General features: G+C 69.5%; 20 protein-coding genes and 4 pseudogenes. 7 read left to right on the forward strand and 17 right to left on the reverse strand.

Annotated elements, in window-relative coordinates; translation table 11 throughout:
* Positions 1 to 136 precede the first annotated feature (136 nt).
* On the reverse strand, positions 137 to 559 hold the full coding sequence (locus ABZT02_RS43605) for a MerR family transcriptional regulator (protein WP_356028476.1): 423 nt from the start codon (positions 557 to 559) through the stop codon (positions 137 to 139).
* A gap of 53 nt (positions 560 to 612) precedes the next feature.
* On the opposite strand from ABZT02_RS43605, the gene ABZT02_RS43610 reads away from it, so the two are divergent.
* On the forward strand, positions 613 to 1,584 hold the full coding sequence (locus ABZT02_RS43610; protein WP_356028478.1) for an SDR family NAD(P)-dependent oxidoreductase: 972 nt from the start codon (positions 613 to 615) through the stop codon (positions 1,582 to 1,584).
* 78 nt (positions 1,585 to 1,662) lie between these two features.
* On the opposite strand, the pseudogene ABZT02_RS43615 reads toward ABZT02_RS43610, so the two are convergent.
* Together ABZT02_RS43615 and ABZT02_RS43620 are read right to left on the reverse strand one after the other, a co-directional pair.
* Positions 1,663 to 1,785, reverse strand: a pseudogene (locus tag ABZT02_RS43615) (site-specific integrase); the annotation flags it as partial.
* Between the two features lie 223 nt (positions 1,786 to 2,008).
* Positions 2,009 to 5,800 (reverse strand): hypothetical protein, encoded by a 3,792-nt coding sequence (locus tag ABZT02_RS43620; protein WP_356028481.1) that lies wholly within the window; start codon positions 5,798 to 5,800, stop codon positions 2,009 to 2,011.
* Between the two features lie 368 nt (positions 5,801 to 6,168).
* Between ABZT02_RS43620 and ABZT02_RS43625 the strand changes: the two genes are divergently transcribed.
* Complete coding sequence (locus ABZT02_RS43625; RefSeq protein WP_356028484.1) at positions 6,169 to 7,020, forward strand: NPP1 family protein; 852 nt, start codon at positions 6,169 to 6,171, stop codon at positions 7,018 to 7,020.
* A gap of 229 nt (positions 7,021 to 7,249) precedes the next feature.
* On the opposite strand, the gene ABZT02_RS43630 is transcribed toward ABZT02_RS43625, so the two are convergent.
* The 3 genes from ABZT02_RS43630 to ABZT02_RS43640 form a co-directional block, all read right to left on the reverse strand.
* Positions 7,250 to 7,786 (reverse strand): MBL fold metallo-hydrolase, encoded by a 537-nt coding sequence (locus tag ABZT02_RS43630; RefSeq protein ID WP_356028536.1) that lies wholly within the window; start codon positions 7,784 to 7,786, stop codon positions 7,250 to 7,252.
* A 61-nt stretch (positions 7,787 to 7,847) separates the two neighbouring features.
* Positions 7,848 to 8,471 (reverse strand): TetR/AcrR family transcriptional regulator, encoded by a 624-nt coding sequence (locus ABZT02_RS43635; RefSeq protein ID WP_356028486.1) that lies wholly within the window; start codon positions 8,469 to 8,471, stop codon positions 7,848 to 7,850.
* A 68-nt stretch (positions 8,472 to 8,539) separates the two neighbouring features.
* Positions 8,540 to 8,863, reverse strand: a complete 324-nt coding sequence (locus tag ABZT02_RS43640; protein ID WP_356028488.1) for a hypothetical protein — start codon at positions 8,861 to 8,863, stop codon at positions 8,540 to 8,542.
* A gap of 25 nt (positions 8,864 to 8,888) precedes the next feature.
* Here ABZT02_RS43640 and ABZT02_RS43645 point away from each other — a divergent pair, with 25 nt between their 5' ends.
* From ABZT02_RS43645 to ABZT02_RS43655, 3 genes and pseudogenes are all read left to right on the forward strand, one after another.
* On the forward strand, positions 8,889 to 9,908 hold the full coding sequence (locus tag ABZT02_RS43645) for an NAD(P)/FAD-dependent oxidoreductase (RefSeq protein ID WP_356028538.1): 1,020 nt from the start codon (positions 8,889 to 8,891) through the stop codon (positions 9,906 to 9,908).
* A 92-nt stretch (positions 9,909 to 10,000) separates the two neighbouring features.
* Positions 10,001 to 11,632 carry an MFS transporter gene (locus ABZT02_RS43650; protein WP_356028491.1) on the forward strand — a complete coding sequence of 544 codons (1,632 nt, stop codon included), beginning with the start codon at positions 10,001 to 10,003 and terminating at the stop codon, positions 11,630 to 11,632.
* A gap of 1,309 nt (positions 11,633 to 12,941) precedes the next feature.
* Positions 12,942 to 13,463 (forward strand): annotated as a pseudogene (locus tag ABZT02_RS43655) (transposase family protein); the annotation flags it as partial.
* Here ABZT02_RS43655 and ABZT02_RS43660 read toward each other — a convergent pair.
* Positions 13,463 to 14,146, reverse strand: coding sequence for a tyrosine-type recombinase/integrase (locus ABZT02_RS43660; protein ID WP_356028493.1), 684 nt, complete (start codon positions 14,144 to 14,146; stop codon positions 13,463 to 13,465). The pseudogene ABZT02_RS43655 and the gene ABZT02_RS43660 overlap by 1 nt on opposite strands.
* Positions 14,147 to 14,790: 644 nt before the next feature.
* The gene (locus ABZT02_RS43665; RefSeq protein WP_356028496.1) at positions 14,791 to 15,132 is read right to left on the reverse strand and encodes a hypothetical protein; all 342 of its coding nucleotides are present in this window, start codon (positions 15,130 to 15,132) and stop codon (positions 14,791 to 14,793) included.
* Between the two features lie 192 nt (positions 15,133 to 15,324).
* On the opposite strand from ABZT02_RS43665, the gene ABZT02_RS43670 reads away from it, so the two are divergent.
* On the forward strand, positions 15,325 to 15,969 hold the full coding sequence (locus ABZT02_RS43670; RefSeq protein WP_356028498.1) for an IS5 family transposase: 645 nt from the start codon (positions 15,325 to 15,327) through the stop codon (positions 15,967 to 15,969).
* A 19-nt stretch (positions 15,970 to 15,988) separates the two neighbouring features.
* Here ABZT02_RS43670 and ABZT02_RS43675 read toward each other — a convergent pair whose 3' ends face one another.
* Positions 15,989 to 16,390: a hypothetical protein gene (locus ABZT02_RS43675; protein ID WP_356028500.1), complete on the reverse strand. Its 402-nt coding sequence runs from the start codon at positions 16,388 to 16,390 to the stop codon at positions 15,989 to 15,991.
* Between the two features lie 127 nt (positions 16,391 to 16,517).
* Positions 16,518 to 16,673, reverse strand: a pseudogene (locus ABZT02_RS43680) (CGNR zinc finger domain-containing protein); the annotation flags it as partial.
* A 130-nt stretch (positions 16,674 to 16,803) separates the two neighbouring features.
* Here ABZT02_RS43680 and ABZT02_RS43685 point away from each other — a divergent pair.
* Positions 16,804 to 17,420: pseudogene (locus ABZT02_RS43685) on the forward strand (transposase family protein); the annotation flags it as partial.
* 376 nt (positions 17,421 to 17,796) lie between these two features.
* On the opposite strand, the gene ABZT02_RS43690 reads toward ABZT02_RS43685, so the two are convergent.
* The 7 genes from ABZT02_RS43690 to ABZT02_RS43720 all read right to left on the reverse strand — a co-directional run bounded on the left by ABZT02_RS43690 (position 17,797) and on the right by ABZT02_RS43720 (position 25,595).
* Positions 17,797 to 18,978 (reverse strand): Mrp/NBP35 family ATP-binding protein, encoded by a 1,182-nt coding sequence (locus ABZT02_RS43690; protein WP_356028503.1) that lies wholly within the window; start codon positions 18,976 to 18,978, stop codon positions 17,797 to 17,799.
* 48 nt (positions 18,979 to 19,026) lie between these two features.
* Positions 19,027 to 20,103 carry a 2-oxoacid:ferredoxin oxidoreductase subunit beta gene (locus tag ABZT02_RS43695; RefSeq protein ID WP_356028506.1) on the reverse strand — a complete coding sequence of 359 codons (1,077 nt, stop codon included), beginning with the start codon at positions 20,101 to 20,103 and terminating at the stop codon, positions 19,027 to 19,029.
* Positions 20,100 to 21,980 (reverse strand): 2-oxoacid:acceptor oxidoreductase subunit alpha, encoded by a 1,881-nt coding sequence (locus tag ABZT02_RS43700; RefSeq protein ID WP_356028508.1) that lies wholly within the window; start codon positions 21,978 to 21,980, stop codon positions 20,100 to 20,102. Before ABZT02_RS43700 ends, ABZT02_RS43695 begins: the two co-directional genes overlap by 4 nt.
* Positions 21,977 to 22,315 carry a ferredoxin gene (gene fdxA / locus ABZT02_RS43705; RefSeq protein WP_356028510.1) on the reverse strand — a complete coding sequence of 113 codons (339 nt, stop codon included), beginning with the start codon at positions 22,313 to 22,315 and terminating at the stop codon, positions 21,977 to 21,979. Before fdxA ends, ABZT02_RS43700 begins: the two co-directional genes overlap by 4 nt.
* 72 nt (positions 22,316 to 22,387) lie before the next feature.
* Positions 22,388 to 23,161 carry an ABC transporter ATP-binding protein gene (locus ABZT02_RS43710; RefSeq protein WP_356028513.1) on the reverse strand — a complete coding sequence of 258 codons (774 nt, stop codon included), beginning with the start codon at positions 23,159 to 23,161 and terminating at the stop codon, positions 22,388 to 22,390.
* A complete protein-coding gene (locus ABZT02_RS43715) occupies positions 23,158 to 24,042 on the reverse strand; it encodes an ABC transporter permease (RefSeq protein ID WP_356028516.1) in 885 nt (294 codons plus the stop codon). The genes ABZT02_RS43710 and ABZT02_RS43715 overlap by 4 nt, the downstream gene beginning before the upstream one ends.
* Positions 24,043 to 24,116: 74 nt before the next feature.
* Complete coding sequence (locus ABZT02_RS43720) at positions 24,117 to 25,595, reverse strand: ABC transporter substrate-binding protein (RefSeq protein ID WP_356028518.1); 1,479 nt, start codon at positions 25,593 to 25,595, stop codon at positions 24,117 to 24,119.
* Between the last annotated feature and the right edge of the window lie 4 nt (positions 25,596 to 25,599).

The following is a 25,599-nucleotide window of genomic DNA, read 5'->3' on the forward strand; positions in this document are numbered from 1 at the left end:
ATTCGGACAGTGTGATCGACACAGCAGAAGGCCCCGGATGCGACATGGCAACAGGGTACTTACTAACCCTCAGGATTTCTGGCGCAGCACACTAGGTGTTGCGGGGCAGAAGGTTGCTGACGCTGCGGTTGAGGTTTCAGGTCGTGGGGTCCCAGAGTCCTTCGGCCTTGCCGCGGGCGAGGTGGTCGGCGTAGACGCCGACCTTCCAGGTGATGACGGACCGGCACTCCTCCAGTGCCTGGATCTGTGCGTCCACGCGCCGCCGGTGGGCTTCGAGAAGCTGCAGGCGTTCCGCCTCGTTTCCCGGACCGTGCCGCACCAGCTCGGCGAACTGCTTGAGGTCGGCCAGAGGCATCCCGGATTCCCGTAGCTTGACGCAGATCAGCAGCCAGTCGACGTCGAACGTGCTGTACCGTCGCCGGCCTCCGGAGGTTCGCTGGACCGGTCCGACGAGCAGTCCCTCGCGCTCGTAGAAGCGCAGCGCGTGGACGCTGAGTCCGGTCTGCTCGGCCACGTCGCCGATGCTCAGCGGCGTTGCAGGAGTCTCGGTGCTAGCCATGCGCCGCAGTCTAACTTGATCTAGACCTCGCTCTAGATCGTAGCTTCGACGGCATGACCAGCATTGATCAACAGCCGCTCGGCTCGCGCTTCTCCGCCACCAGCACTGTCCAGGACATCACCGCGGGCCTCGATCTGTCCGGCACGAACGCCGTGGTGACCGGGGGCTACTCCGGGCTCGGCCTGGAAACCACCTGTGCCCTCGCGGCCGCCGGAGCCCGCGTCATCGTTCCGGCGCGCCGGCCTGACATCGCGCGGGCCGCACTCGCGAATGTGAAGGGCTGCGAGGTCATCCCCATGGACCTGACCGACCTCGCCAGCGTGCGGGCCGCCGCCGCGCACATCCGTGACTCCCTGGCCAGGCTCGATCTGCTCATGGCCGTCGCCGGAGTCATGGCCACTCCCGAACGGCGCGTGGGACCCGGCTGGGAGGGCCAGCTCGCCGCCAACCACTTCGGGCACTTCGCCCTCGCCTGCGAGCTCTATCCGCTCCTGGCCGCCGCCGACGGTGCACGCGTCGTGGTCAACAGCTCCGCCGGCCACACCCTGACCGACATCCGCTGGCACGATCCGCACTTCCGCACCGGCTACGACAAGTGGCTGGCCTACGGCCAGGCCAAGACCGCCAACGCCCTCTTCGCCGTACACCTCGACACGCTCGGGCGCGGCGACGGCGTCCGGGCCTTCTCACTTCATCCAGGCAAGATCATCACCGGGCTGCAGCGGGAAATGGCACTACAGGAACAGATCGACCGCGGGTGGGTGGACGAGCACGGCAACGTGATCGCCACCGACTTCAAGATCCCCTCCCAGGGCGCCGCCACCGGCCTGTGGGCCGCCACCTCCCCTCTCCTCGCCGACTGCGGCGGCCTCTACCTGGAGGACTGCGACATCGCCAGCATCTCCGCCCCCGAAGCGTCCATGGACGACGGCGGCGTCCGCGCCTACGCCATCGACCCCGAGGCAGCCGCACGGCTGTGGGACCTGTCCATCGCCGCGACCGGCACCGCCCCGATCATCCGATGACGCCACTACACCGCAACGCACCACTGACCATCGAAGGCCGACGTCGCCTCGTCGAACGCTGCCGCGCCCGCCCGATCGGACCTGCAGCATCGGGCATCGGATACAGGCGTGTTCGTGCTGGCAGGGCGAGCCGTAGGGACGAGCGCAGTTGCCCAGCTCGACCTTCCGCCTGTCGAAGTGCTCCTCGAACTCCGTCCACTCCGGGGGTGATGTGGAAGCCCCTGACCCGGCGTCACCACCCGGTCGCCATCCGTAGAAGCGACCGTACGGCCGTCGACGAGGAGAAGGGACCGGGGGCCGCCTCCCGCTCCGTTCGCAACGGACCGTGGCGCGAGCGGAGGAGGTTGCACGCGCCACGGCTCGAACGAGCCTGCCAGCCGGGAGAGTTGATCGGCAGTCCTTCTGATCATGGCAATCAACCAGCTCAGGAGGCCCCTCGGTCCCCACACAGGTCGCGGTACGGAGCATCCGGCACATATGTCCGCCACTGCGCCCGTGTCAGCCGCCCGCCGCGCATCCTGGCGCACACCCGCTCGGCCACCCGCTCCGGATCGACGAGGTACCGCTGGAGCGGCACGTGGTTCCCGGCCGCGTACACCGTGCCGCTGTCCGCGCTGAACGCCACCGAGACGATCTCCTCGCCCGCCGTCGGCAGCGGTCCGCCGAGCGGCTGCTGGGTGGCGACGTCCCACAGCTGGAGCGTTCCCCAGCTGCCGCCCACGGCAAGCGTGCGGCCGTCGGGGCTCAAGGCGAGCGCGCCGACGCCCTCCGGGGTGTCGCCGAGCCGGGCCGGGAAGACGTTGCGCAGGACCCCAGCCTTGCGTTTCAGCTCCCCGTCCCACAGCGCGACCCGGCCGGTCCCGTCGCCCACCGTGAGCCGTGTGCCGTCCTGGCTGAAGGCGATGGCGCCGATCTGGTCGCCCTGGACGAGGTCCTTCCCGGCCACCGTCCCCTTCGGGAGGCGGGCGACGCGGTTGTCGCCGACCAGCAGGCCGCCGTCGGGGCGGGCGGCGATGTGGCCGCTGTCCAGGCCGGTCACCACAAAGCGGCGGCGGTGGCTCGCCGTGTCCCACACCTCGTCGGCCAGTTCACCCACCGTGGGCGTGCGCACGGCGTACAGGGTGCGGCCGCCGGAGCCCAGGGCGAGCTCGATCACCGGCGTCGAGCCGGCGGTGGCCAGGTCCAGGGTGTCCCGGACCTTGTTGTGGCGTACGTCCCAGATCGTGATCCGTTGCGGGGTCGCTTCCCGGCCCGACGCCGAGATGCCGTACGCGAACAGTCCGCCGTCCGGGCTGAACGCCGTCAGCGCGTCGGTGTCTTCGGGGACGACGAGGTCCGTGCCCGCGTCGGCGACGGGAATCGGCGGCGACGGCAGGGTTCGTGTCGGCTGGTCGTCCCGGGTGTCGCGCAATCGGAAGCGGTAGCCGGTGTCGGTGCGTTCGGCGGTGGCGAGGGTGCGGCCGTCCGGTGCGAGCCGCACTCCCGACAGGCCCTCGTCGTGCCATGCCGACGTCGTCGCCGCCGACACGTCCAGGGAGTGGACCGTACCGGCCTCCAGATAGCGCAGGACCGGGTGCTCGGGGTCCCAGGCGAGGCCGGGGTACAGGTACTGGTTGTTGAGGGAGTGCCGGAAGACCGGGGCGTCGGGCGACGACAGCCGCCACACCTTGATCTCCGTGCTGTCGGCCGCCGCCAGGAATTTTCCGTCCCCGCTGAAGGCGCAGTACGTGGCGTTCGGGGCGGTCAGGTCGGCCAGCAGCCGCCCCGAGCCGGTGTCCCAGACGCGGATTCCGGCCGGGGAGAGGGCAGCCATCCGCTGTCCGCCGCCCATGACCAGGGTCGAGTCGTTGTCGGCGCAGACGTCCTTGTCCCGCGTCCACGCGCCGGGCAGCTCTCGGTGGCCGGCGACGTCCCACACCTGGGGCGCGCGCCCCTCGCCGGACGGGGCGCGGTCGCCGGCGGCGACGGACACCTGGGGCATGGCGCCCTGGCCGCCCGTGGGGCAGACGGCAACCGTGCGTGCGTCGGGGGCCATGTCCGCGCTGCTGACCCTCGGGCCCTCGAACAGGGGTGTTCCGTCGGTGCGGGAGCGTACGCGCGCCCGTTCGTCCTCGGTGCCGGTCACGAGGTAGGCGTGGTTCCCGACGACGACATCGGAGGACGCCGGCCACGGCCCACCGCCGGTCCAGCGTCCCGTCGCCGTGTCCCACAGGCTGATGCCGTTCTCGCCGGACAGCGCGATCACCTTCGCGTCGGGGGAGACCCCGACCACCTGATCGCCGCCGGCCGGCAGCCGGCCTGAGCCGGCGCGGCGGTGCGTGGCCACGTCGTACGTCCGCCAGGTACGGCCCTCGATGCTCAGCAGGGCGCGGCCGGAGGCGGCGAGGAAACGGCGGGGGCTGTCACCGGGGGCGGGGTCGGAGAAGATGTCCTGTTCGGGCTGGGCGAGGGCGCCGACCAGGGCCCGGCGGGACTCGGGGAGGGGGGAGACCCGCCAGGCGGCGACGCCCAGCAGCATCGCGGCTCGCGGGTCGGTGGTGCGCAGGGAGTCGGCGACGGCGGCGATGCGGCGGGCGGCGGTGTCGGTGCGCTGCCGCTCGTTGTCGCGGTGCTGGCTCCACGCGGTCAGGCTCACCACCAGGGCCACCGCCAGGACGGCGGACAGGGCGGTGACCAGCACCCGGGACCTGCGGGCCGTCCGCGCGGAGGCCCGCCGCTCCGCCTCCCTGGCCTCCAGCGAGGCGACGAGGAAGGCCCGCTCCGACACGGTGAGTGTGCCGTCGTCGTCCCCGAACAGCTCCTCGGCCCGCGCCAGCCTGCTGCCCCGGTACAGCCCACCGGGTTCACGGTCGTGCTCCAGCCAGGCGCGGGCGGCCTCGGCCAGGCGCCGGTGATGACGCAGCCGTTCGCGATCCTGCTCGAGCCATCCGGACAAGCGTGGCCAGCAGGTGATCAGGGCCTCGTGCGCGAGCTGGACGCCGTCCTCGTCGGTGGTGAGCAGGCGGGCGCGGGCCAGCCGTTCGACCACCCGCGGCACCTCGGGGTCGGTCCAGTCCGCCAGGTCGGCGCGGGTCAGCGGGCGCCGGGTGTCGGGAGTTCCCTGGCCCGGCTCGATCAGCCGCAGCAGCAGTCGGCGGGCAGCGTGCGCCTGAGCCTCGGTCAGCTGCTCGTACACCTCCTCCGCCGTCGCCGCGATCGCGCCGCGCACCCCGCCGGCCGCCTGGTACGTGCCCAGGGTGAGCACCCGGCCTTTGCGCCGCCGCCAGGTCTCCAGCAATGCGTGCGAGAGCATCGGCAGTCCGCCGGGCTGGTCGACCACCTCCTCGACGATCCGCGCGGTCAGCTCCCGCTCCACCAGCAGCCCGGCGGCCTGCGCCGGCCGGGTCACCGCCTCGCGCAGTTCGTCGGCCGTCATCGGCCCGAGCAGCAGCCCGGCACCGCAGAGCGCGTCGGCCAGGCCCCGGTGCTCAGAGCACCGGGCGTAGAAGTCGGCCCGCACGGTGACCAGCACCCGCAGCCGACTGGCCGGGTCCCGGGCGGCGAGCAGCAGGTCGATGAAGCGGGCCCGCTCCTCGCGGTCCCGGCACAGGGTGAAGGCCTCCTCGAACTGGTCGACCACGACCCAGCTCTCCGGCTCGTCCTCGGCGGGTGCCAGCAGATGGCCGTACGTCTGCGCGGGCCGCGGGCCCGGGGTGAGCACCCGCAGCACCGCCGGGCCGCTGTCGCGGGCGATCTCGTCGCGCAGGGCGGGGATCAGCCCGGCCCGCAGCAGTGAGGACTTACCGCTGCCGGACGCCCCGAACAGCACCGCGAACCGGTGGTCGCGCACCAGCTGGCGCAACTGTTCGACCATCCGTTCCCGGCCGAAGAAGAGGTGCCGGTCGGCGGGCTCGAAGCGGGCGAGTCCCCGGTACGGCGGTTCGGTGTCCGCCCTCTCGCGCATAGCCTCGGCGGCCTCCGCCTCCGCCTCCTTCCAGCGGGGCTCCCACTCCAGGGGGTCGCCGCCGCAGGCCTTGACGTACCCCTGGACGACGGCGAGCGACGGCAGCCGTTCGCCGGACGCGGCCAGTGACAGCGTTGTCGCAGAGAACCCGGCAGCCTGGGCCATACGCCGGTACGAGGGGGTCCCCGCGGCCTTGCGCACCTCGCGGAGCTCCTGGGCGAGCCGGGCTATGGGACCGGACGCGGGGTCCAGGGGTCTTTCGGGACGACCCATGCGCATGTACCTCCACACATCTGACGAAACCGACGCCAGAGCGGTGACCATACGTCGCGAAACCTGTCGCCCGAGCATGTTCTCGGTGACGTACAGGCAAATGAAAGGCGACAGGAGTAATTGACCGGAACTCTCCGGGTCCCGGAGTCGGCCGCGACGGTCGACTGCCGCCGGCCGCGGCAAAACGCCGGGTGAACGGCACACAACGTGGCAGTGGCGCGGAATGGCCGCCGAAGGAAACTGTGCCGCGAAACAACGCGAGAAATTGATTACCTTGATCAGAAGCTCTGCCGTACAACTTCTCCACTCTCCAGTCTCGATCTCGCCACGCCGATTCCCGGCAGACCGAGCAACTGGAGGAGACCCGCATGGCGCAGGTACTCAGGACCAAGTTCAAGACCAAGGGCAAGAGGACGTCCCGCCTGGGCAAGGCGGCGGTCGTCGCGGGCAGCGCCGCCGCGCTGACCGCCGGCCTGACCGGCAGCGCGAACGCCGCCAATCTGACGCCCCTGCCCTACATGGGCGCGAGTTCCACGATGCAGGAGATGTTCCAGCCGCTCTTCGACTACGACGCGGACGGCTGCTACCCCGCGCCCGCCGTCGACGCGAGCGGCCGGCTCAACGGCGGTCTGAACCCCTCCGGATCAGTCGGTGGCGGCTGCAAGAGCAACCACCTCACGCACGCCAACACCTACTCGCGGGCCAAGTGCGACAAGGGCAGCGGCTGGTGCGGCATCGTCTACACCCTGTACTTCGAGAAGGACCAGGGCTCCGGGGGCTCCGCAATCACCGGGCACCGGCACGACTTCGAGGCCGCCGTGGTCTGGTACCACGGCAGTGACCAGTGGCCCAGCTACGTGTCCGTCTCCGCCCACGGCAACTACACCACCAAGCGGTTCAACGACGTGGAGCGGGTGGGCAAGCGCTTCAAGGTCGTCTACCACAAGGACAACAGCACCATAGCCACGTACCTCGGTACGCACTCCTTCCGCTTCGCCAAGGTGGGCGAGCGGGCCGAGGCGTACAGCGACGGAGGCTGGGACCGTCCGGCGCTGGTCCCCTACGACACCCTGTGGAGCAAGAACCGCACGGCCTGGAACGCTCTGGAGGGCTCCGACTGGGGCAGTGCCAACTTCCCGCTCCAGGACAAGAAGGACCACTTCCGCAACACCCTGAACAAGGCCAAGCCGTCCGGCATCAGCTTCAACGCCTGGAGCTGACCCACCCGGCCCCCACAGCCGCCCCCGACGAGGACAAGCCCCCTGTCCCGTCGGGGGCTTCCCCAGGCCCTGCTCACACCGCTCTGTGCTTCGACCTCGCCGAGATCCGCCCCGACCTGCTCCGTCAGGAACCGGCCGGTCTCTGAGCCGGATCGCTTCCAGACCACCGCGACGCAGCCGGCTGACGCCCTGCGGGAATCGACGACGCCTGCTGGGTCGGGCACCGCAATCACCGCGGCACAGGCCGCCACCACTGCCCCTGCTGGGGAACCGACGAAATGCGGCTTCCGAGGTGACGGCGGCGGACGGGCAACAACTCCGGGACAGTCTGCCCCGTCGTCGCGGACGGTTTCTCTGCCAAGTCCAGCTCGTTGAACTGGCGTTCCGCCGTCGGCGCCTGCGCACGCTGCGCGACCCGGGACGTGCCGGAGCTGAACGAAGACGACGACGGTGGCCAGGAATGACCTTGGGCTGCTCCGGCGGAGCGGCGAACAAGATACAGATCACCGAGCGCGCAGGCCGGGCACCTCCTCCCGGCGCAGCAGCCGGGGTCACGGCGGGTGATCGCGTCGGCCTCAGGGGTGTCGGCGGTGATGGCGGAGCACTGGGCATGGAGGAGGGCGTTGCCGCCGACGTGGTCGGAGTGCCAGTGGGTGTTGACGACCACGTCGACGTTTCTGGCGTGTGTGCGGGCCCAGGCGGCGGTTTCGTCGGCGTGGCCGCCGAAACCGGTGTCGACCAGGGCCGGTTGCCGGCCGGGCAGCAGGAGGGTGTGGGCGTCGGGGAAGGGGCGCTGCCACCACGCAACGAGGCTGGCCGTGCCCTTCTCAGCTTTGGCGCGGGCGGGGCAGCAAGGCGAACGCGCTCTCCGCGATCGAGGTCAGGCGGTCGGGGCTGTGGCCGTACGCGCCTACGACATCGGTCCCGCGGATGATGGTCAGCAGAAGGTACGCGAGGTCGTCGGGATCCGCGTCGGGGTCGATGTCGCCGTTGCGCTGCGCCGCTCGCACACACTCGGCCACCGCCGTCCGGACTACGGAGAAGCAGTCGCTGGCCAGGCGTTTCACCTCGGCGTCGGAGGCGCCGAGCTCCAGGGCCATCTTGGCTGCGAAGCAGGCCGCCGACGCCCGGTCAGAGGCGGCGGGTACGTCCTCGGCGAGTGGCACCCCGTGGACGGCGCGGAGCAGGTATGCGTGCAGTCGTTCCAGGGCGCCCTCGTCCGGTCCGGCGAGCATCTTCCGCGGACCCTGCCCCAGCCGGGCAAAGTAGCCGGCCATCGCCTGCATCAGCACGCCGTGCTTGCCGTCGAACGCGGCATAGAGGCTGCCGCGGCCCAGGCCGGTGGCGGCACTGATGTCGTCGACGCTCGTGCCGTTGTAGCCCGAGGCGCGGAACTGCCGCTCGGCGGCATGGAGGACGTGGTCGCGGTCAAAGCTTCGTGGTCTCGCCATACATAGAAGGTACGGCCGACCCGCCGTAATTGACAACTCAGTACAGAACCATCTAGGTTTCGGACTGTTCAGTAAAAAACCAGCCTGAGCTCGCCGGACAGGGTGCGTGCACGCCTGGGCGATGGAGAGCAACCCATGCCTTTGCACTCCTCCGCGCCGCCCGGCATCGCGAGGCCCTCCAGGCCGGCAAGGCCCGGTCTGATCCTCGCGAGCCTGGCGACGGCGAGTTTCATCGCCGGACTGGATCTGTACATCACGAACGTCGGGCTGTCCTTGGCGCGGGGCACTACCTGCACCTCGAACAGCCCAAGACGGTCGCCGACCACATCCTGGGCTTCCTGAACAGCTGACCCCCTCCCACCACCCAGAACTCGAAGGATTGACCGAACCATGACTGACAAGGCAAAGCAGGAGGCCATGGCTGTGACGACTCCTCCGTACGCGAGCGACGCACTGGCCGAGGGGACCGTCGACGCGGTGGTGATCGGCGGGGGCGCCGCGGGACTGAACGGTGCACTGATCCTCGCCCGCTCCCGCCGCTCGGTCGTCGTGATCGACAGCGGCTCCCCGCGCAACGCGCCCGCCGAGGCCGTGCACGGCCTCATCGCCCTGGACGGCACCCCGCCAACCGAGATCCTTCGACGAGGCCGGGAGCAGGTACGCCAGTACGGCGGACGCGTCGTGTTCGGCGAGGTGGTCTCGGCCGAGTCCGCTGCCCCGTCGGCGGACGGGGACCTGCGGTTCACCGTCACCCTGGCCGACGGCCGCCACCTCACCGCCCGCCGCATCCTGGTGGCCACCGGCCTCACGGATGTGCTGCCACAGGTGCCCGGGCTCGCCGAGCACTGGGGGCACAGTGTGGTGCACTGCCCGTACTGCCACGGCTGGGAGGTGCGCGATGAGCCCATCGGCATCCTCGCCACCGGCCCGGCCTCCATCGGCCACGCGTATCTGTTCCGTCAGCTGACCGAGGACCTGACCTACTTCACCCACGGCACAGACCTGGATGAGGACAGCCGCGCCCGCTTCGCCGCCCGCGGCATCCGCGTCATCGACACCCCGGTCACCGAGGTCGTCAACGACGAGGACGGCGCCCTCGCCGGGGTGCGCCTGGCCGACGGGCAGGTCGTGGCCCGCCGCGTCCTCGCGGTCGCCGCGCGGATGCAGGCCCGCACCCAGGGCTTGGAAGGTCTGGGCCTGCCGGTGCAGGATCTGCCGAACATGGGCCGCGGTTTCGCCTCCGGTATGGCCGGCACCACCGAGGTGCCGGGTGTGTGGGTGGCCGGCAACGTCACCGATCTGGTCGCCCAGGTCGGGGCCTCCGCAGCGGCCGGCGCGCTGGCCGGTGCCGACATCAACAGGATGCTGGCCATCGCGGACACCGACGCGGCCCTCCAGGGGATCGCCGAGGCAAGCGCCAAAGCGGCCACACGATGATCTTGAAGCCCTGAGATCAGCCCGTCGCCCGCTCGCCTCACGGGCAATTGAGTGATTCCGCTCGTCCGCCCCGTCCCCCTCAGGAGCTACTGATGTCCTTCCTTGCGAACACCCCCGTGGAGAAAATGCCCGGGCCTTACGCGCGGCGCTGGTGGGCGCTGCTCGTGCTGTGCCTGAGCCTGCTGATCACGGTGATGGCGAACACATCGCTGATCGTCGCCGCCCCCGACATGACCACCGACCTGGGCCTGAGCAGCAGTGATCTGCAGTGGGTCGTCGACAGCTACACCGTTCCGTACGCGGCGCTGATGCTGGTGCTCGGCGCGATCGGCGACAAGTACAGCCGGCGCGGCGCGCTGGTCACCGGTCTGCTGATCTTCGCCGGCGGTTCGGTGATGGGGAGCATGGTCGACGAGACCTCGCTGGTCATCGTGGCCCGCGCGATCATGGGTGTCGGTGCCGCGGTCGTGATGCCGGCCACACTGTCCCTGGTGGTCGCGACCTTCCCCCGCAGCGAGCGGGCCAAGGCCATCACCGCCTGGGCCGCGACCTCCGGGGTGGCGGTAGCCGTCGGCCCGCTGGTCTCCGGCTGGCTGCTCGAGGACCACGCCTGGGGCTCGACCTTCCTGATCAACGTGCCGATCGCCCTCCTCGCCGTGGTCGGCGCGCTCGCCTTGGTACCGCCGTCCAAGGCGGAGGGCATGGGCCGGATCGACTACATCGGTGGTCTGCTGTCGATCGTGACCGTCGGCTCCCTGATCTACGCCGCCATCGAGGGCCCGCACTCCGGCTGGGGAGTCGGCCCCATCGCTGCCGCCGTGGTCGCCGGCGTCGGTCTGCTCGCCTTCGTCGCCTGGGAGCTGCGGCACCCGCACCCGATGCTGGACGTCCGGAAGTTCGCGCTGCGGCCGTTCACCGGTTCGATGCTCGCGGTGATGTTCTTCTTCTTCGGTATGTTCGCCGTGCTCTACTACGCGACGCAGTTCCTGCAGTTCGTCCTCGGCTACGACGCCCTGGGCACGGGTCTACGGCTGCTGCCGCTGGGCGGGGCGGTGTTCCTCGGGTCCGCGGTGACCGGGGTGCTCGCCCCGAAGCTGGGGGTGAGGGTGATGGCCGTGACCGGCCTGGCCATCGGTACGGCGGGCATGTTCCTGCTCACGCAGATCGACAAGGGGTCGACGTACGGGGACTTCCTGGCGCCGCTGATGATGCTGGGCCTCGCGCTCGGACTGGCCATCTCCCCGGCCACCGACACGATCATGGGCTCCTTCCCCGAGTCCGAGCTGGGCGTCGGCGGCGGTGTCAACGACACCGCGCTGGAGCTGGGCGGGGCGCTGGGCATCGCGGTGCTGGGCTCGCTGCTGGGCACGGCCTACCGGGACGAGCTGACCGACCTGGTGGGCAACCGGCTCCCGGCGGAGGCGATGGAGACCGCCAAGGACTCGGTCGGCGCCGGCCTGGCCGTCGCGCAGCGGGTCGCGCAGGATCCCTCCGCCGGGCCCCAGCAGGCCCAGGCCGCCGTGGACGCCGTCCACCAGGCCTTCGCCCACGGAGTCGCCCAGACCAGCCTCATCGGCGGGATCATCATGGCCGCCGGAACACTGATCGTCCTCGCGGTCCTGCCGGGCCGGCGCGGCTTCGCGAAGAAGAGCGCCGAGCCGGGGGCCGGGACGACGGCGAGCGAGGCGGCGACTGTGCGGGAGCACACCGGGTCCACCCGCTAGATCGACGGCGGGGCGTCCACTGGATCGCCAGGGACGCGTCCGCCGGAGCGACGGGCACCGCCTTCGCCCGGGCGCCCCGCCAGGTGCGTCGGGCAGGAGCCCAGCGGCGCGAGACGCGCAGGGCGCGGGCGTGGTCCACGGCCCACGGCCACGCGCATGCTCTGTCGGAACACCTCACCGTCCCCGGAGGCCAAGGGCCGTGAGGTGACAGCGGCGGTCGCCGCAGACGCCGCCCTGCGCCGACAGGCGACCGCCGCTACGGCGCACCCGCCGCTGCTCGCACCCACGCGCTCTGAGCCTCGCGCCCCCACTTTGCCAAGGTCAGAAACTCCGTACGCCGACACCTCATAATGAAGAACGTCGTCCAGGACAGACCGTTGCCCGAATAGCCGCACCCCCGATTGCCTGCCGCCCTCCCTCTCGGAAAAGATGGCGGTCGCCGCGTCCGCTGAACCCGGACATTTCGACTTCCTCCCGCGGGCGTTGTAGGTCACTCGCGCTGGTTTAAGGCGCGGGTCAGTTCGCGATTAAGGGCTGTCCCGGAAGCCGGTACCGGGCTGGTACGCCACTACCCCCAGAGTGGGAGGTGTCAGCTACTGGCCTTGGCGCTTGCGTTCGATGCCTGCCCCGGGAAGAGTTCCGTCCTGCGCACGCCGTTCGGGTGCGTGGGAGCGGGAGCGGGAGCGGGGCAGAGGGATGTGTGTGATGGATGCGGCGGTCAAAGAGGCTGTCGTCGCTCGGTTCCTCCGCGAACATCCGCAGATTGAGCGAGCTGCATGCGACCACCCCGCGCTGCTGGGCTGCGCCGATGTCAACTGGTTCAAGATTCCCGGATGCCCTGCCGGGATCCCGGTCCTGCTCCGCGGTCTCCTAGATGAGGTAGCCGGCCCCGAGGCCCTGCCCGTGCTGGGCAATGTCTTGATGAACAGCGTCTTCCACGTGAGCGCCGCGATGCCTGCTGCCCTGCCCTTCCTGATCCGTTTGGCAGCCGTCCCTGACATCGCGGTCCGGCCCGGCCTGGTTGACCTCTTGGTCGTTGCCGCAGAGCTGTCTCCGCCTGTCGACGCCGACGATGAACGCCAGGTGCTGCTATTCGGGAAGGACTGCGATCACCCGGAACGCGAGTGGTGCAGGGCCGCCTTTGCCGCACACGCTTTTGCCCTGCGCGCGTTGTTGGAGGACGAGAGTCTTCCGGACGGAGTGATCAGCGCAGACGACCGTGAGTGCCTGCTCAAGGTTGCGGAACCTCAGCGATACCCCCCCCTGACTACCCGCAGGCCAGCACTGTGGCCTGTGAAAAGATCTTGCGGTGTCTGGTCTGATCACGGCGTCGGAGCCGTCCTGGATAGCCCCGTTCACCGGGCTGAGCTCGCGACAGTTCGGGAAGCTGGTGACAGTTCTGCGGCGCCAGGGTGCGGACGCGGTCCGCAGGGGCCGGCCGTGGAGCCTGCCGCTGGAGGGCCGTGCGCTGCTGGTCGCGGCCTACTGGCGCACAAACCTCACATTGCCTCGCCCCACTGTTCGGGGTGTCCAAGTCAGCCGCGGACCGGATCATCGACCACCTCGGGCCGATGCTCGCCCTCCAGCCCCGCAAGCGGTTCGCCAAGGACACCGTGCTCATCGTGGACGGCACCCTGGTGCCCACACCATCGCCGCGCAGTCGAAGAACTACCGATACTCCACCAACCACCAGGTCGTCATTGATGCCGACACCCGACTCGTCGTGGTGGTCGGCCGGCCCCTGCCCGGCAACCGCAACGACTGCAAGGCGTGGGAGGGGTCCGGCGCGAAGGCCGCCGTCGGCACGACCATGGCCATCGCCGGCGGCGGCTAGACCTTGGAGTACGTCCGGCTGGATGCCCTGGTCAGCGTGCCGCTGGCAGTAAGTGTGCCGGTAGGCGTAGGGGAAAATCTTGGATTTGTCGAAGGGCAGCATCTCGGTGATCTGCTGCCCGTTGATCTCGACGCGGGTGGGAACCAGGAACTCGGGCAGCGACTGGATCCATTCGCGGTGGCGGCCGGACAGCCAGCCGCGCCGATCGGCTTGCGGCCGTGGGGATTGCCTACCCGTGTCGCCAGGAGCATCAGCTCAGCGGTGGGAGTCCGAGGGAAGTCGGTGCGGATCAGACCCTGCTGCCTGGTGATCACTCCCGCGGTGGCCTGGGAGATCGGCAGTCGCCGTCCTTTGCGGCCGGACTTGTAGTTGTCGTAGATCAGGACGTTCTGGCCAGCGGTGTCCTGCTGAAGGCAATCCCACCGCAGTTGACAGATCTCTGTGGGCCGCCTGCCGGTGTCGATCAGCAGCTCTGTGGCCACCAGGTTCTCGTTGCCGTTCCGCTTCGTGCCGGCGAGAGAGGGCAGGTGCTCGCAGATTTGCCGCATGACCTCGGACGGGAGGTCTTTGCCTGCTTCGGAGTCCTTGGGGTCGTCGGGGATGTCCTCAGCCAGGAGGGCGAAGTCCTCCGGCAGGCCGTGCAGCGGCTCGCCGGGCCGAGTCAGCTCCAGAGACCGCATCCGGGCCAGATTGCTGCGTACATAGCGGCTGATGACCACTGTTCTGCGCGCCGAGATGACACCCGTTTGGCACAGGTATCTAAGCCGGTTAGCGAAGGCAGTGATGTCTCTGCGGCCCACGGCCCGGATGTCGTTGCCGCAGTCCTCCGCGCTGCAGCCGAAGGCTCTCGGAGAGGAGCGCGAAAGCGCTGACGACTTCTTGGCACGTGGCGATGGCCTTGCCGCGGCGCTGAGGCAGGGAGAAGAACGCCCATTCTTTTGCGGCGCTGCGGAGCCATGGCTGGTGGATTCCGGTGAAGTGCAGACAGCCGGCATGGCCGAAGACGGCACCGTTCCACACGTCCTTGGCCCGGCATCTGGTCGGCCATGGCGTTGGGGAGCTGTCGGAGCTTGGCTTCGATGGCCTGACGGTGCAAGGCGTCTGTGCGGGCGGTGTCCAGGCGGGCCAGTGACGGGCTGGCGGCTGTCGTGCGCTGGTGGTCGGGTGTGAGCAGTCCGAGCTCATGCAGGAAGAACACGATCCGGTGCAGAGAGACGCTTGGCTCCAGCGCCGCGAGTGGTGTCATGTGTAGAGCAGGACGCGCTTTCGTAGGAGATGGAACCGGCGCGGCCGAACATCTGGCGTTTGAGCATCTTGATGCGATTCACGTGTCCTTCGACGGCGCCTGAGTTCCAGGGCAGGGTGAGTCGCCCGGTGGCGGAAGCCTTCGAGGCGGCTGGCCGCTTCGGCGGCGGCCGGGCCAGTCCGGCGATGACGGCGTCGAGGTCGCGGTTGATGCCTGCGGCAAGGTGTGGAGGCTGGGCAGGCCGTTCTTCCGGACGGCGTTGAGCCAGTGCGGCAGGCCTTCGCCCTGGCGCTCGGTGAGCATGACCGCGAAGGAGCGGACATGCCGGGTGAGGGCGTCGAGTTCGGGACAGTGAGCGCGGACGGTCTTGCAGCGGAGCTGTTCGGGCTCGGTGAGGGTCTCGGGCGGCTGAGGATCCATCCGGCGACTGTTCGGGGCGAGGGCGGCCGGGCGGTCACAGGCCGCGGCGAGGTGCGCTTCTTGTGCAGGTAGGCGCGGACGCGCTGGTAGCTGCCTTTGTAACCGAGCGGCACGATCTCCTCCCGTAGCTTCCAGGCGCTGGTGCAGCCCTCGTTCCAGCGGTCGTCGAGGTAGGTTTTGTACTCGTCGAGGGTGGAGGGCCGGTTCTGCCACTGGCCGGTGAAGAGTTCTTCCGGCTGGGCGGCGTCGGCGAGCTGTTTGACGGTGCGGCGGCGTGCCGGGCCGGGTGCGGTCGGCGAAACCGGTGTCCGGTCGGCCATGGTGAGCGCGAGCGTGTGTGGACGGTTCCCACATCCGCGCGAAAAAGGGGGCACCGACACCGGTCCGTCGCCGGTCGACCGGTGGAAGACAGGCAGCAAACACCACTTGATCTGCGACGGACGCGGCACTCCGCTCAAGGTCATCACCACCGCCGCCAACGTCAACGACGTCACCCAGACCTTGGCCCTGGTCGACGGCATCCCGCCCGTTGCAGGAGGCCCTGGCCGTCCACGCCGCCGCCCCGAGGCATTGCTCGGCGACAAGGGCTACGACTCCCACCCCAACCGCGATGAACTGCGGAAGCGCCGAATCCTGCCGGTCATCTCCCGCAAGGGTGCCCCCGATATCAAGGGCCTGGGCAAGCTCAGCTATGTGGTGGAGCAGACCTTCGCCCTGCTCCGCGAGTTCAAACGCCTTGCCGTCCGATGGGAACGCCGCACCGAACTCCACGACGCCTTCGTCTCATTGGCCTGCGGCCTCATCTGCTGGAGGCGGCTGAAGAGGCACCGATCATGATCGTGTCACGATCATTCAGCTACAACTCACACCACTCACCCAGACGGCCGGCCATCCACGTCTGGGTGAAGTCGTGCACCAGGTCCCATACGCGATCGATATCCAGGACAAAGTCGCCCGTGAACGCGGCAAGGTCATCCATGATCGGGACTTCGACCTGGGCACCTGCCGGCACGGTGCCGTCGCCTACGAGCAGAGACATCCGCTCGATGTCACTCATCAGATGGACGACCGCGTGATCATCTCGGAAGCCCAGCGTCAGCACGGGGAAGTCCCTGGTCGGCGACCGAACCTCGATGTACCCCTGGCCAAGAGAACGCAGGTGGTTGAAGCGGTCTGACAGATCTTTCACCTCTGAACGCCTCTCTTCCGGATGGAACAGTCCCGATTCCGGTGATGTCGCCGCCCATACCGCGCTCATCCAGCTCCCGTTCCTCACCCAGACCGTTGCCCACGATCCAGGGCCACGCTCCCACGCTCCACCACGACTACTGGGACTGGGGCGCATGATCGTGTTACGAGCTCTATGCAACGACCTCGGCAACTGGTCAGGCGACCGCGGCTCGCGCACGATGCCTGCGGACGGCGTCGCGATTGGCGCAGCGCTGCGAGCAATAGCGCTGTCGTGCGGTCCGCGAGGTATCGGCGAAAGCCCTGTCGCACTCGATCACCTCGCAGCGCCGCAGCCCGTGCATGCCCGGCCCACCAGATGCAGTGCGGTACAGGCCCTGACCTGCTCTAATGCGGCCTTGTGCAACACCCTTTTACGAGTTGGTGCGTGATAGCGAGTGAGGCGTCGCGCCTGGCCGGTGGCATGATCTTGGTGTGGCGATCATGGTCAATCGGGCGGTCCTGCCGCATCGGCTGTTCACGGGGGATCCCTCGGCACCATCTGGCCTGTTGGCGGTGCCGTGGCAGGCCGGGGGCGAGGGTCGTCGCCATGCTGCGCGCGGCGGGGTCCGCAAGCGGGCCGGGGGGCCGGCGCCCGCCACCAACTGGTGTTCGTCGACCGGCTGATGGCCACGCTGATCCATCTGCGGCCCGACCTGTCGCACCCGGTGCTGGGACTGCTGTTCGGTGTCGACCGTTCCACCGTCACCCGCGCGATCGCAGAAGTACGCACGCTCCTTGCGGAGCGAGGATGCGCCGTCCCCGACCGTCCCGGCCTGCGTCTTCGGACGCTGACGGATGTGTTCGCCTACGCCCAGGCCGAAGGCATCGAGCTGCGCCTGGACGCCACGGAGATCCAGGTCCGCCGACCACCGGCCGGACGTGGTGGCTGGCGCGCGTTCGTCTCGGGGAAGAAGAAGCAGAACACGATGAAGGCCGCCGTCATCGCTGACTGGCGGGGCCGCACGCTATGGACCAATGCCATACGGCCTGGCCGAACCAGGGAACGCTCTCGCCGTCACCGAGCCTTCCGCGCAGTTGCTCCACCCAGTCGTTCAAGGGCCCAACCGGCCTGGTCCGCACCGCACTCAAGCGGGCACGCAGTACGTCGCGATCACGCAGCGCCCTGGGCGCCGTGGCGCTGAAGTGAGCCATTACCCGTGAAGTTGTCTACCTTACGGCGCTGACCTGCTCTTATGCGGCCATCGGCGTCTCTGGCCTGGGCCGATGCTCATTGCGGTGCCTTTCAGTTTCGTGCCGCACTGTGCAGTTGATTCTCCGAACGTGCTCCCCAGTGCCGTCCATACTCCCCAGATTCTCCCCAGAGTTGGCCCTGTGCGGGGGTAGCGGCGACGGGGAAGTCGGTCGAAGTGAGGCGCCGCCGAAGGCACGGGAGGACTGGCGCAGGTATAGCAGAGCTATCAAGACGGTGCCGCGTTAGGCAGTCGATTCGCGGTGGCGCCCGTTCGACGACGGGCTGACCGGAAGCCGGCAACCGGCCAGGCCACGGGGGCGCACGGACAGCCTTTTCGCGATGTCCCGGAGCACTACTGCTGCCGGTGCCTCCGGTTCGCTCAGGACCAGCGGCGTTCCGGCGTCGCCCGCCTCGCCCAGGCGGGGGTCCAGTGGCACCTGGCCGAGCAGTGGGACTTCCGTGCCCAGGGCGAGAGACAGCGATTCGACGACCGACTGGCCGCCCCCCGAGCCGAAGAGCTGTGTCGTCGACCCGTCCGGCAGCTGCAGCCAGGACATGTTCTCCACCACCCCGGCGACGCGTTGACGGGTCTGTGCGGCGATGGCTCCGGCCCGCTCGGCCACCTCGGCCGCGGCTGCCTGCGGGGTGGTCACCACGAGAATCTCGGACTCTGGGAGCAACTGGGCGATGGAGATGGCGATGTCGCCGGTTCCGGGCGGCAGGTCGAGCAGCAGGACGTCGAGATCCCCCCAGTACACCTCGCCGAGGAACTGCTGCAGGGCGCGGTGCAGCATCGGTCCGCGCCACACCACCGGTGCGTTGCCCGGGGTGAACATCCCGATGGAGATCACCTTCACGCCGTTCGCCCGGGGCGGCATGAGCATCTTCTCCACCCGGGTGGGGCCGTCCGTCGTTCCCAGCATCCGGGGGACCGAGTGGCCGTGGATGTCGGCGTCCACCACCCCGACGGACACACCGCGGGCGGCCATCGCGGCGGCCAGATTGACCGTGACGGTGGATTTGCCGACGCCGCCCTTGCCGGAGGCGACGCAGTACACCCGGGTCAGGGAGCCGGGCCGGGCGAACGGGATCTCCGGCTCCGGCGCCTCGCCCCGCAGGCTCTTGCGCAGCTCGGTGCGCTGGTCGTCGCTCATCACGTCCAGCTCGACCCGTACTGCGGCCACGCCGGGCAGTGCGGACACGGCGGCGGTGGTGTCCGCGGTGATCCGCTCGCGCAGCGGGCAACCGGACACCGTCAGATAGATGCCGACGGTGACGGTGCGGTCCGCGCCGACGGTGATCTCCTTGACCATTCCGAGGTCGGTGATGGGCCGCTGGATCTCCGGGTCGAGGACGCCGGTCAGCGCCTGACGGACGGCCTCCGCGGTCGGGGCGAGGGTTTCGTGGGCGGGTGCAAGGGGCACAGGAGGGCTCCGTATCCGGGGCTGGTGCGGGGGAGATGCGGTGTGGCGTCAGTCGGCGACGGTCCAGGTGTCCTTGCCGGTGAGCAGCGACTGGAGGTCGGCGGGGGCGGCGGAGGTGGTCTGGTCGATCTGGGCGCGGACCTGGTCGTCGTAGACCGGGCGGCTGACGGAGCGGAAGACGCCGGTGACGGTGTGGCCGAGGTCGGTGGCGGACAGCCGTGACAGGGCGAAGGCGTAGGAGGGGTCCGGGAGGGTGGCGTCATGCACCACCAGCGCGGCCTCACCGACCTCGGAGACCTTCGCCGTCGCCAGGCCACCGGCCTCTGCGGGCCCGGTACGGATCACGCCGTACTCGCCGTCGGCGCCGAAACGCACAGGTTCGCCGTGGCGCAGCGGGATGAGGCGCCGTTCCTTCTCGCCGGGCCGGCGCAGGACGTCGAAGGCGCCGTCGTTGAAGATCGGGCAGTTCTGGTAGATCTCCACGAGCGCGGTGCCGCGGTGTTCCGCGGCGGCGCCGAGCACCGCCGTGAGACCGGCACGATCGGAGTCCAGGACGCGCGCCACGAAGGTGGCGTCGGCGCCCAGTGCCAGCGACACCGGGTTGAAGGGAGTGTCCACCGAGCCCATCGGGGTGGACTTGGTGACCTTTCCCGGCTCGGAGGTCGGTGAGTACTGGCCTTTGGTGAGCCCGTAGATCCGGTTGTTGAAGAGAAGGATCTTCAGGTTCACGTTGCGCCGCAGGGTGTGGATCAGGTGGTTCCCGCCGATTGACAGGGCGTCGCCGTCCCCTGTGACCACCCACACCGAGAGGTCGGGACGGGTCACGGCGAGACCGGTGGCGATGGCCGGGGCGCGGCCGTGGATGGAGTGCATCCCGTAGGTGTTCATGTAGTAGGGGAAGCGGCTGGAGCAGCCGATCCCCGAGATGAACACGGTGTTCTCGCGCCGCAGTCCAAGTCGGGGCATGAAGTTCTGCACCGTCGCCAGGACCGCGTAGTCACCGCAGCCGGGGCACCATCGCACCTCCTGGTCGGACTTGAAGTCCGTCGCCGACAGTTTCGTCTCGGCGGCGGGCACCCGTGCCTGCCCGCCGAGGGTTGGCAGGCCGAGGTCAACGGCGGTCATGTCCGCACTCCTTCGATCGCGTCGGTGAACACGCCCTGCAGCTCTTCCGCCCCGAACGGCAGACCGGCGACCTTGGTGTACGGGACGGCGTCGATCAGATATCTCGCCCGGAGCAGCAGTGCGAGCTGGCCGAGGTTCAACTCCGGGACCAGGACGCGCTCGTAGCGGGAGAGGACGTCGCCCAGGTTGGCCGGTAGGGGGTTGAGGTGGCGCAGGTGCAGGTGCGCGATGGGGTGGCCGGTCCTGCGGACGCGGCGTGCGGCGGCGCCGATCGGCCCGTACGAGGAGCCCCAGCCCACCACCAGGACGTCGGCCCGGCCGGACGGGTCGTCGACCACCGCGTCGGGCACGGTGATCCCGTCGATCTTGGCCTGTCGCAGTCGCACCATACGGTCGTGGTTGTCGGCGTCGTAGGAGATGTCGCCCGTGCCGTCGGCCTTCTCCAGACCGCCGATCCGGTGTTCGAGCCCGGGTGTGCCCGGCACCGCCCAGGGCCGCGCGAGGGTGTGCGGGTCGCGCAGATAGCCCCAGAATCCGCCCGAGCCGTCGGGGGCGTTGGGCTCGGTGGTGAACTCGACGCTCAGGTCCGGCAGTTCGGATACGTCCGGGACCAGCCAGGGCTCTGAGCCGTTGGCGATGTGGCCGTCGGACAGCAACAGCACCGGTGTGCGGTAGGTGAGCGCGATCCGGGCCGCGTCGAGGACGGTGTCGAAGCAGTCCGCCGGGGTGGAGGGGGCGAGGACCGGCACGGGGGACTCGCCGTTGCGGCCGAACATCGCCTGCAGCAGGTCCGCCTGTTCCGTCTTGGTGGGCAGTCCGGTGGACGGCCCGCCGCGCTGTACGTCGATCACCAGCAGGGGCAACTCGGTCATCACGGCCAGGCCGATGGTCTCGCTCTTGAGGGCGAGGCCGGGACCAGAGGTGGTGGTCACGCCCAGCGCCCCGCCGTACGCTGCCCCCAGCGCGGCGCCGACGGCGGCTATCTCGTCCTCCGCCTGCACGGTCGTCACACCGAAGTTCTTGTGCCGGGACAGTTCGTGGAGGATGTCGCTGGCGGGGGTGATCGGATAGCTGCCGAGGAACACCGGCAGTCCGGACCGTGCGCCGGCGGCGACGAGGCCGTAGGCCAGGGCGGTGTTGCCGGTGATCTGCCGGTACTCGCCCGAGGGGAGTGTTGTCGCGGGTGCGACCTCGTACGTGACGGCGAACGACTCGGTGGTCTCGCCGTAGTGCCAGCCGGCCCGGAAGGCCAGGATGTTGGCCTCGGCGATGTCGGGTCTGCGCGCGAACTTCTGCCGCAGGAAGCGCTCGGTCCCGCTGGTCGGGCGGTGGTACATCCAGGAGAGCAGGCCCAGGGCGAACATGTTCTTCGCTCGCTCGGCGTCCTTCTTGCTCAGGCCCGTGTCCGCCAGCGCGCCTCTGGTCAGCGTGGCCATGGCGACCTCGTGGACCTGGAACGCGGTCAGGGTGCCGTCCTCCAGGGGGTTGGAGCCGTACCCGGCCTTGGCCAGGTTGCGCGGCGTGAACTCGTCGGTGTTCACGATCACCGTCGCGCCCGGCGACAGGTCGGCGAGGTTGGCCTTCAGCGCGGCCGGGTTCATCGCCACCAGCACGTCCGGCCGGTCTCCGGCGGTGAGGATGTCGTAGTCGGCGAAGTGCACCTGGAACGAGGAGACTCCCGGGATGGTGCCCTGCGGAGCGCGGATCTCGGCGGGGAAGTTCGGCAGCGTGGCCAGGTCGTTGCCGAAGGCCGCCGCCGCCGAGGTGAACTGGTCGCCGGCGAGCTGCATGCCGTCTCCGGAGTCACCGGCGAACCGGATCACCACACGGTCGAGCCGCTCGGTCCGTTCGCTCCGTCCGGACAGGGTGTCGCTCATGACGCGACGTAGGTCTGGACGAAGGGTGTGTCGACGCCGATCGTGCCGAGGTCGGCCGCTCCGCCGGGTGTACCCAGCGGCTCGGCGCGGCCGGGCAGCACGTCGGTGAAGAAGCGCGCGTTCTCCGTGGCGAATACGGCTTCCTCGGGCGCGAGGTCATCCACTGTGGCGATTGCCTCGACCGGGCAGACGGGTTCGCACGCGCTGCAGTCGATGCACTCCTCGGGGTTGATGTAGGCCATGCGTTCCCCGACGTAGATGCAGTCCACCGGACACTCGTCGACGCAGGCGCGGTCCATGACGTCGACGCACGCGGCACCGATGACGAAGGTCATGATGGGTGGCTCCTTTGCTGTGGTGGTGCGGAAGACCAGGACAGGGGGTGGGGCAGACGGTCGAGAGGGGCGTCAGGCGCCTTCGGGGGACAGGACGGCGGGCTGGGCGTCACCCATCGACGCGAGGATCTCGTAGCGTCGACGGGCGAACTCGGGCTCGAACTGGGCTCCAGGACGCCGTGGGTTGGGGATGTCGACAATCTTGCTCACCGTGGCGGGGCGAGGTGTGAGCAGTACGATCCGGTCGCCCAGCAGCAGCGCCTCGTCGACGTCGTGGGTGACGAACAGGATCGTGGTGCCGTACTGCTGCCAGACCGAGACCAGCAGTTGCTGCATCTCCGAACGGGTCTGGGCGTCCAGGGCGCCGAACGGCTCGTCCATCAGCATCACTTGGGGGCGGGTGGCGAGGGTCCGGGCGAGCTGGACACGCTGTCTCATGCCGCCCGACAACTGGCCCGGCAGATGACCGGAGAAGCCTTCGAGGCCGACCTGGGCCAGCAACTCCTCGGCCTGTCCACGCCGTTGGGCGCGCGGTACGCCCCGTAGCTTCAGCGCGTACTCGACATTGCGTGCGGCCGTGCGCCAGGGGAGCAGGGCGTCCTCCTGGAAGACCATCGCGCACACCGCGTCGGTCTCGCCCACCGGTTTTCCGTCGACCTCCGCGCTTCCGGCGGTGGGCTGGAGCAGTCCCGCCAGCGCGCGCAGGATGGTTGACTTTCCGCAGCCGGAGGGCCCCAGCAGGATGACGATTTCTCCGGGCCGCACATCGAGGTCGACCTCGGCGGCCGGCATGTCGCCGAAGGCCAGCTTCAGTTCTTCCAGCCGGACCCGCGCTCCGGCGCTCACCGGGCGTTCCTCGGCAGCCAGCGGTTGATCCGCGCACCGATCCGCTCCACCAGCCAGGCCGTTCCCCAGCCGAGGATGCCGATCGACAGCATGCCGACGACCACGCCGGAGTAGTCGAGCAGCCCGTAGGACTGCCAGGTGTAGTAGCCGATGCCGAACTGCCCCGAGATCATCTCGGCGCTGATCACACAGATCCAGGCCACACCCACGGAGACCGACAGCCCCGAGAAGATCCCGGGCATCGCTCCGGGGAGCACCACATGGGCCAGTACGGACAACCGGCCCGCGCCCATGGTCCGGGCGGCCTCCTCCCACACCTTGGGCAGGGTCTTCATCGCGTGGATGGTGCTCACCACCACCGGGAAGAACGCCGCGAAGAACGTGATGAACACGATGCCCTGCTCGCCGGTGGGGAACATCAGGATCGCCAGCGGCACCAGCGCGATCGCCGGAATCGGCCGTGCGACTTCGATGAGCGGCCGTACCAGGATCTGGGCGACCCGGGATCGCCCGACGGCGATGCCGACGGTCACCCCGCTCACCGCGGCGAGCCCGAAGCCGAGCAGGATACGGCGCAGACTTGCCAGGAGGTCCGTGTAGTAGCCGCCGGACGCGAGCCGGCCTCGAAGCGTGTGCAACACGTCGAGGGGGCCGGGCACCTTGTCGAAGCGCAGCCACAGGACGACGTTGTCGGCCGTGAGGAGGTACCAGAGAAGGATCGCCGCGGCCAGCGGCAGCAGCGACAGTGCTGCCGCGCCCAGCCGGCGGGGCCACGCTCCGGCCCTGATGAGCGGGCGAAGTCCGGGGGCCGGTCGCGGGGAGACGGTGGCGGGATCAGGAGTGGGAGACAGGGACTGCTGGGAGACGGGGGTTGTTGTCATGCGTCCTCTCTTCTACGGGTCGTCGGTGCTCCTGCGATGTGAGGTGTCCTGCTGTTCTCGCGTTTCGCTGTCGCTCACGAAGCCGCCAGTGCCGCCTCGTAGCTGAGCTCGCGGGCGCCGGAGTGGCCCGCCAGGTAGGAGTCCGCGTCGGCGGTCAGCTCGAACGGCAGCAGCCGGGAGTCCGCGGGTGCCGCCGGGTCGAGCACCCAGGTCGCGGCGAACGTGAACATCCGGGTTCCGTTCGTCGCGTCCGGTACGTAGGCGGCGCGTACGCTCCCGTGGTGTGCGGCGATCTGCCGCAGCAGGCAGGTCGGTGTCGCCGCGACCGCCGTCGACTGCGCGCCGCTGAACCACACTTCGGAGGCGGTGGCAGGGTTGGCGACGGGCTTGTGGCAGACCGGGTCCTGACCGGTGAGCGTGTTGGCGGAGGTGGTCTTCTTCCGGGCGGTGTCGTAGGAGGAGCCGTAGATCTTGCGCAGGTAGCTGTCGTTGACGAACTTGTTGAGGTCCAGGTCCTTGACCGAGCCGAGATCCTTCAGGAACGGCAGGTCGGCTGCTAGAGCGTCGACCAGTTGGGGCTTGATCGTCGGGTCGAAGGTCACCAGTCCGTTCGGCCCGTTGTAGAGGTAGACCACCTCCGGCTCGATGCCGGTGATCTTGGCGACCTGCTCTGCGGCGGCCAGCGGGTGCTGGTTGAGGTAGTCGGCTGTGTCCCGGACCGATTCCAGGAAGGCCCGCATCACCTCGGGGTGGGCGTCGGCGTACGACCTGCGGGAGACGACGGCGTGGAAGGTCGGCACGCCGTTGGAGCCGCCGTCGTAGAGCAGCCTGCCCTGCTTGCGGAAGACCATGAGCTGCGGCCAGGGCACGAACTGGGACAGCGCGGCGACCTGGTGTCCCTGGAGCGCCGAAGCGCCGACCGCCGGATCCTGGTTGAGTACCTTGACGTCGTCCGAGCTCAGCCCGTTCTTGCGCAGGGCGTTCACCAGCATTCCGTGGGCGGCCGACCCGACGCTTGTGGAGATCACCTTTCCCCGCAGGTCGGACAGCTTCTGGGCCGAGGAGCCCTTCGGTACGACGACCTCGTTGAGCGAGCCGCGCAGGTTGTAGCCGGTGACCGCCACCAACTCGGACTTGGCATCAGGGAACTCGGCGGTCTTGGAGCCGTTCACGAGGACCGGGTAGTCGCCCATGGAGCCGATGTCCACCTTGTCGGCGATCATCTGCGCGGTCAGCGGCGGCCCGGAGGGAAAGTCCTGCCAGACGACCTTGTAGTGCTTGCCGTTGGCCTTGCCCATGGCGTTCAGCTTGCGTTCGAAGGTGCCGCGCTCACGCAACAGGGTGCCTGCGGTGACGGTGTTGATGGTCTTGGACTGGTAGCCGATGTCGACGACCACGGTCGAGGAATCGGCCGCGGAGCCGGTGCCGCAGGCACTGGCACCGAACCCGAGTACCGCCAATACGGCGAGCACAGGCCGGCCGCGGCCGGCCGGGCGCGTGGTGCGCGGTCCGGGGTGAGTGGGCAGCATGTCCGGGCGCGGGGAGGGGTTCATGTCA

Origin of the sequence: Streptomyces sp. NPDC005402 (genome assembly GCF_040606575.1) — a bacterium.
Lineage (GTDB): Bacteria > Actinomycetota > Actinomycetes > Streptomycetales > Streptomycetaceae > Streptomyces.

Coding starts and splice junctions, on each gene's coding strand:
- ABZT02_RS43700 (WP_356028508.1), bottom strand. CDS start 21,980: ATGAGCGACACCCTGTCCGGACGGAGCGAACGGACCGAGCGGCTCGAC.
- ABZT02_RS43640 (WP_356028488.1), bottom strand. CDS start 8,863: ATGGTTCGGTCAATCCTTCGAGTTCTGGGTGGTGGGAGGGGGTCAGCT.
- ABZT02_RS43665 (WP_356028496.1), bottom strand. CDS start 15,132: ATGGATCCTCAGCCGCCCGAGACCCTCACCGAGCCCGAACAGCTCCGC.
- ABZT02_RS43720 (WP_356028518.1), bottom strand. CDS start 25,595: ATGAACCCCTCCCCGCGCCCGGACATGCTGCCCACTCACCCCGGACCG.
- ABZT02_RS43635 (WP_356028486.1), bottom strand. CDS start 8,471: ATGGCGAGACCACGAAGCTTTGACCGCGACCACGTCCTCCATGCCGCC.
- ABZT02_RS43620 (WP_356028481.1), bottom strand. CDS start 5,800: ATGGGTCGTCCCGAAAGACCCCTGGACCCCGCGTCCGGTCCCATAGCC.
- ABZT02_RS43645 (WP_356028538.1), top strand. CDS start 8,889: ATGGCTGTGACGACTCCTCCGTACGCGAGCGACGCACTGGCCGAGGGG.
- ABZT02_RS43625 (WP_356028484.1), top strand. CDS start 6,169: ATGGCGCAGGTACTCAGGACCAAGTTCAAGACCAAGGGCAAGAGGACG.
- ABZT02_RS43675 (WP_356028500.1), bottom strand. CDS start 16,390: ATGAGCGCGGTATGGGCGGCGACATCACCGGAATCGGGACTGTTCCAT.
- ABZT02_RS43605 (WP_356028476.1), bottom strand. CDS start 559: ATGGCTAGCACCGAGACTCCTGCAACGCCGCTGAGCATCGGCGACGTG.
- fdxA (WP_356028510.1), bottom strand. CDS start 22,315: ATGACCTTCGTCATCGGTGCCGCGTGCGTCGACGTCATGGACCGCGCC.
- ABZT02_RS43695 (WP_356028506.1), bottom strand. CDS start 20,103: ATGACCGCCGTTGACCTCGGCCTGCCAACCCTCGGCGGGCAGGCACGG.
- ABZT02_RS43715 (WP_356028516.1), bottom strand. CDS start 24,042: ATGACAACAACCCCCGTCTCCCAGCAGTCCCTGTCTCCCACTCCTGAT.
- ABZT02_RS43660 (WP_356028493.1), bottom strand. CDS start 14,146: ATGCGGTCTCTGGAGCTGACTCGGCCCGGCGAGCCGCTGCACGGCCTG.
- ABZT02_RS43610 (WP_356028478.1), top strand. CDS start 613: ATGACCAGCATTGATCAACAGCCGCTCGGCTCGCGCTTCTCCGCCACC.
- ABZT02_RS43650 (WP_356028491.1), top strand. CDS start 10,001: ATGTCCTTCCTTGCGAACACCCCCGTGGAGAAAATGCCCGGGCCTTAC.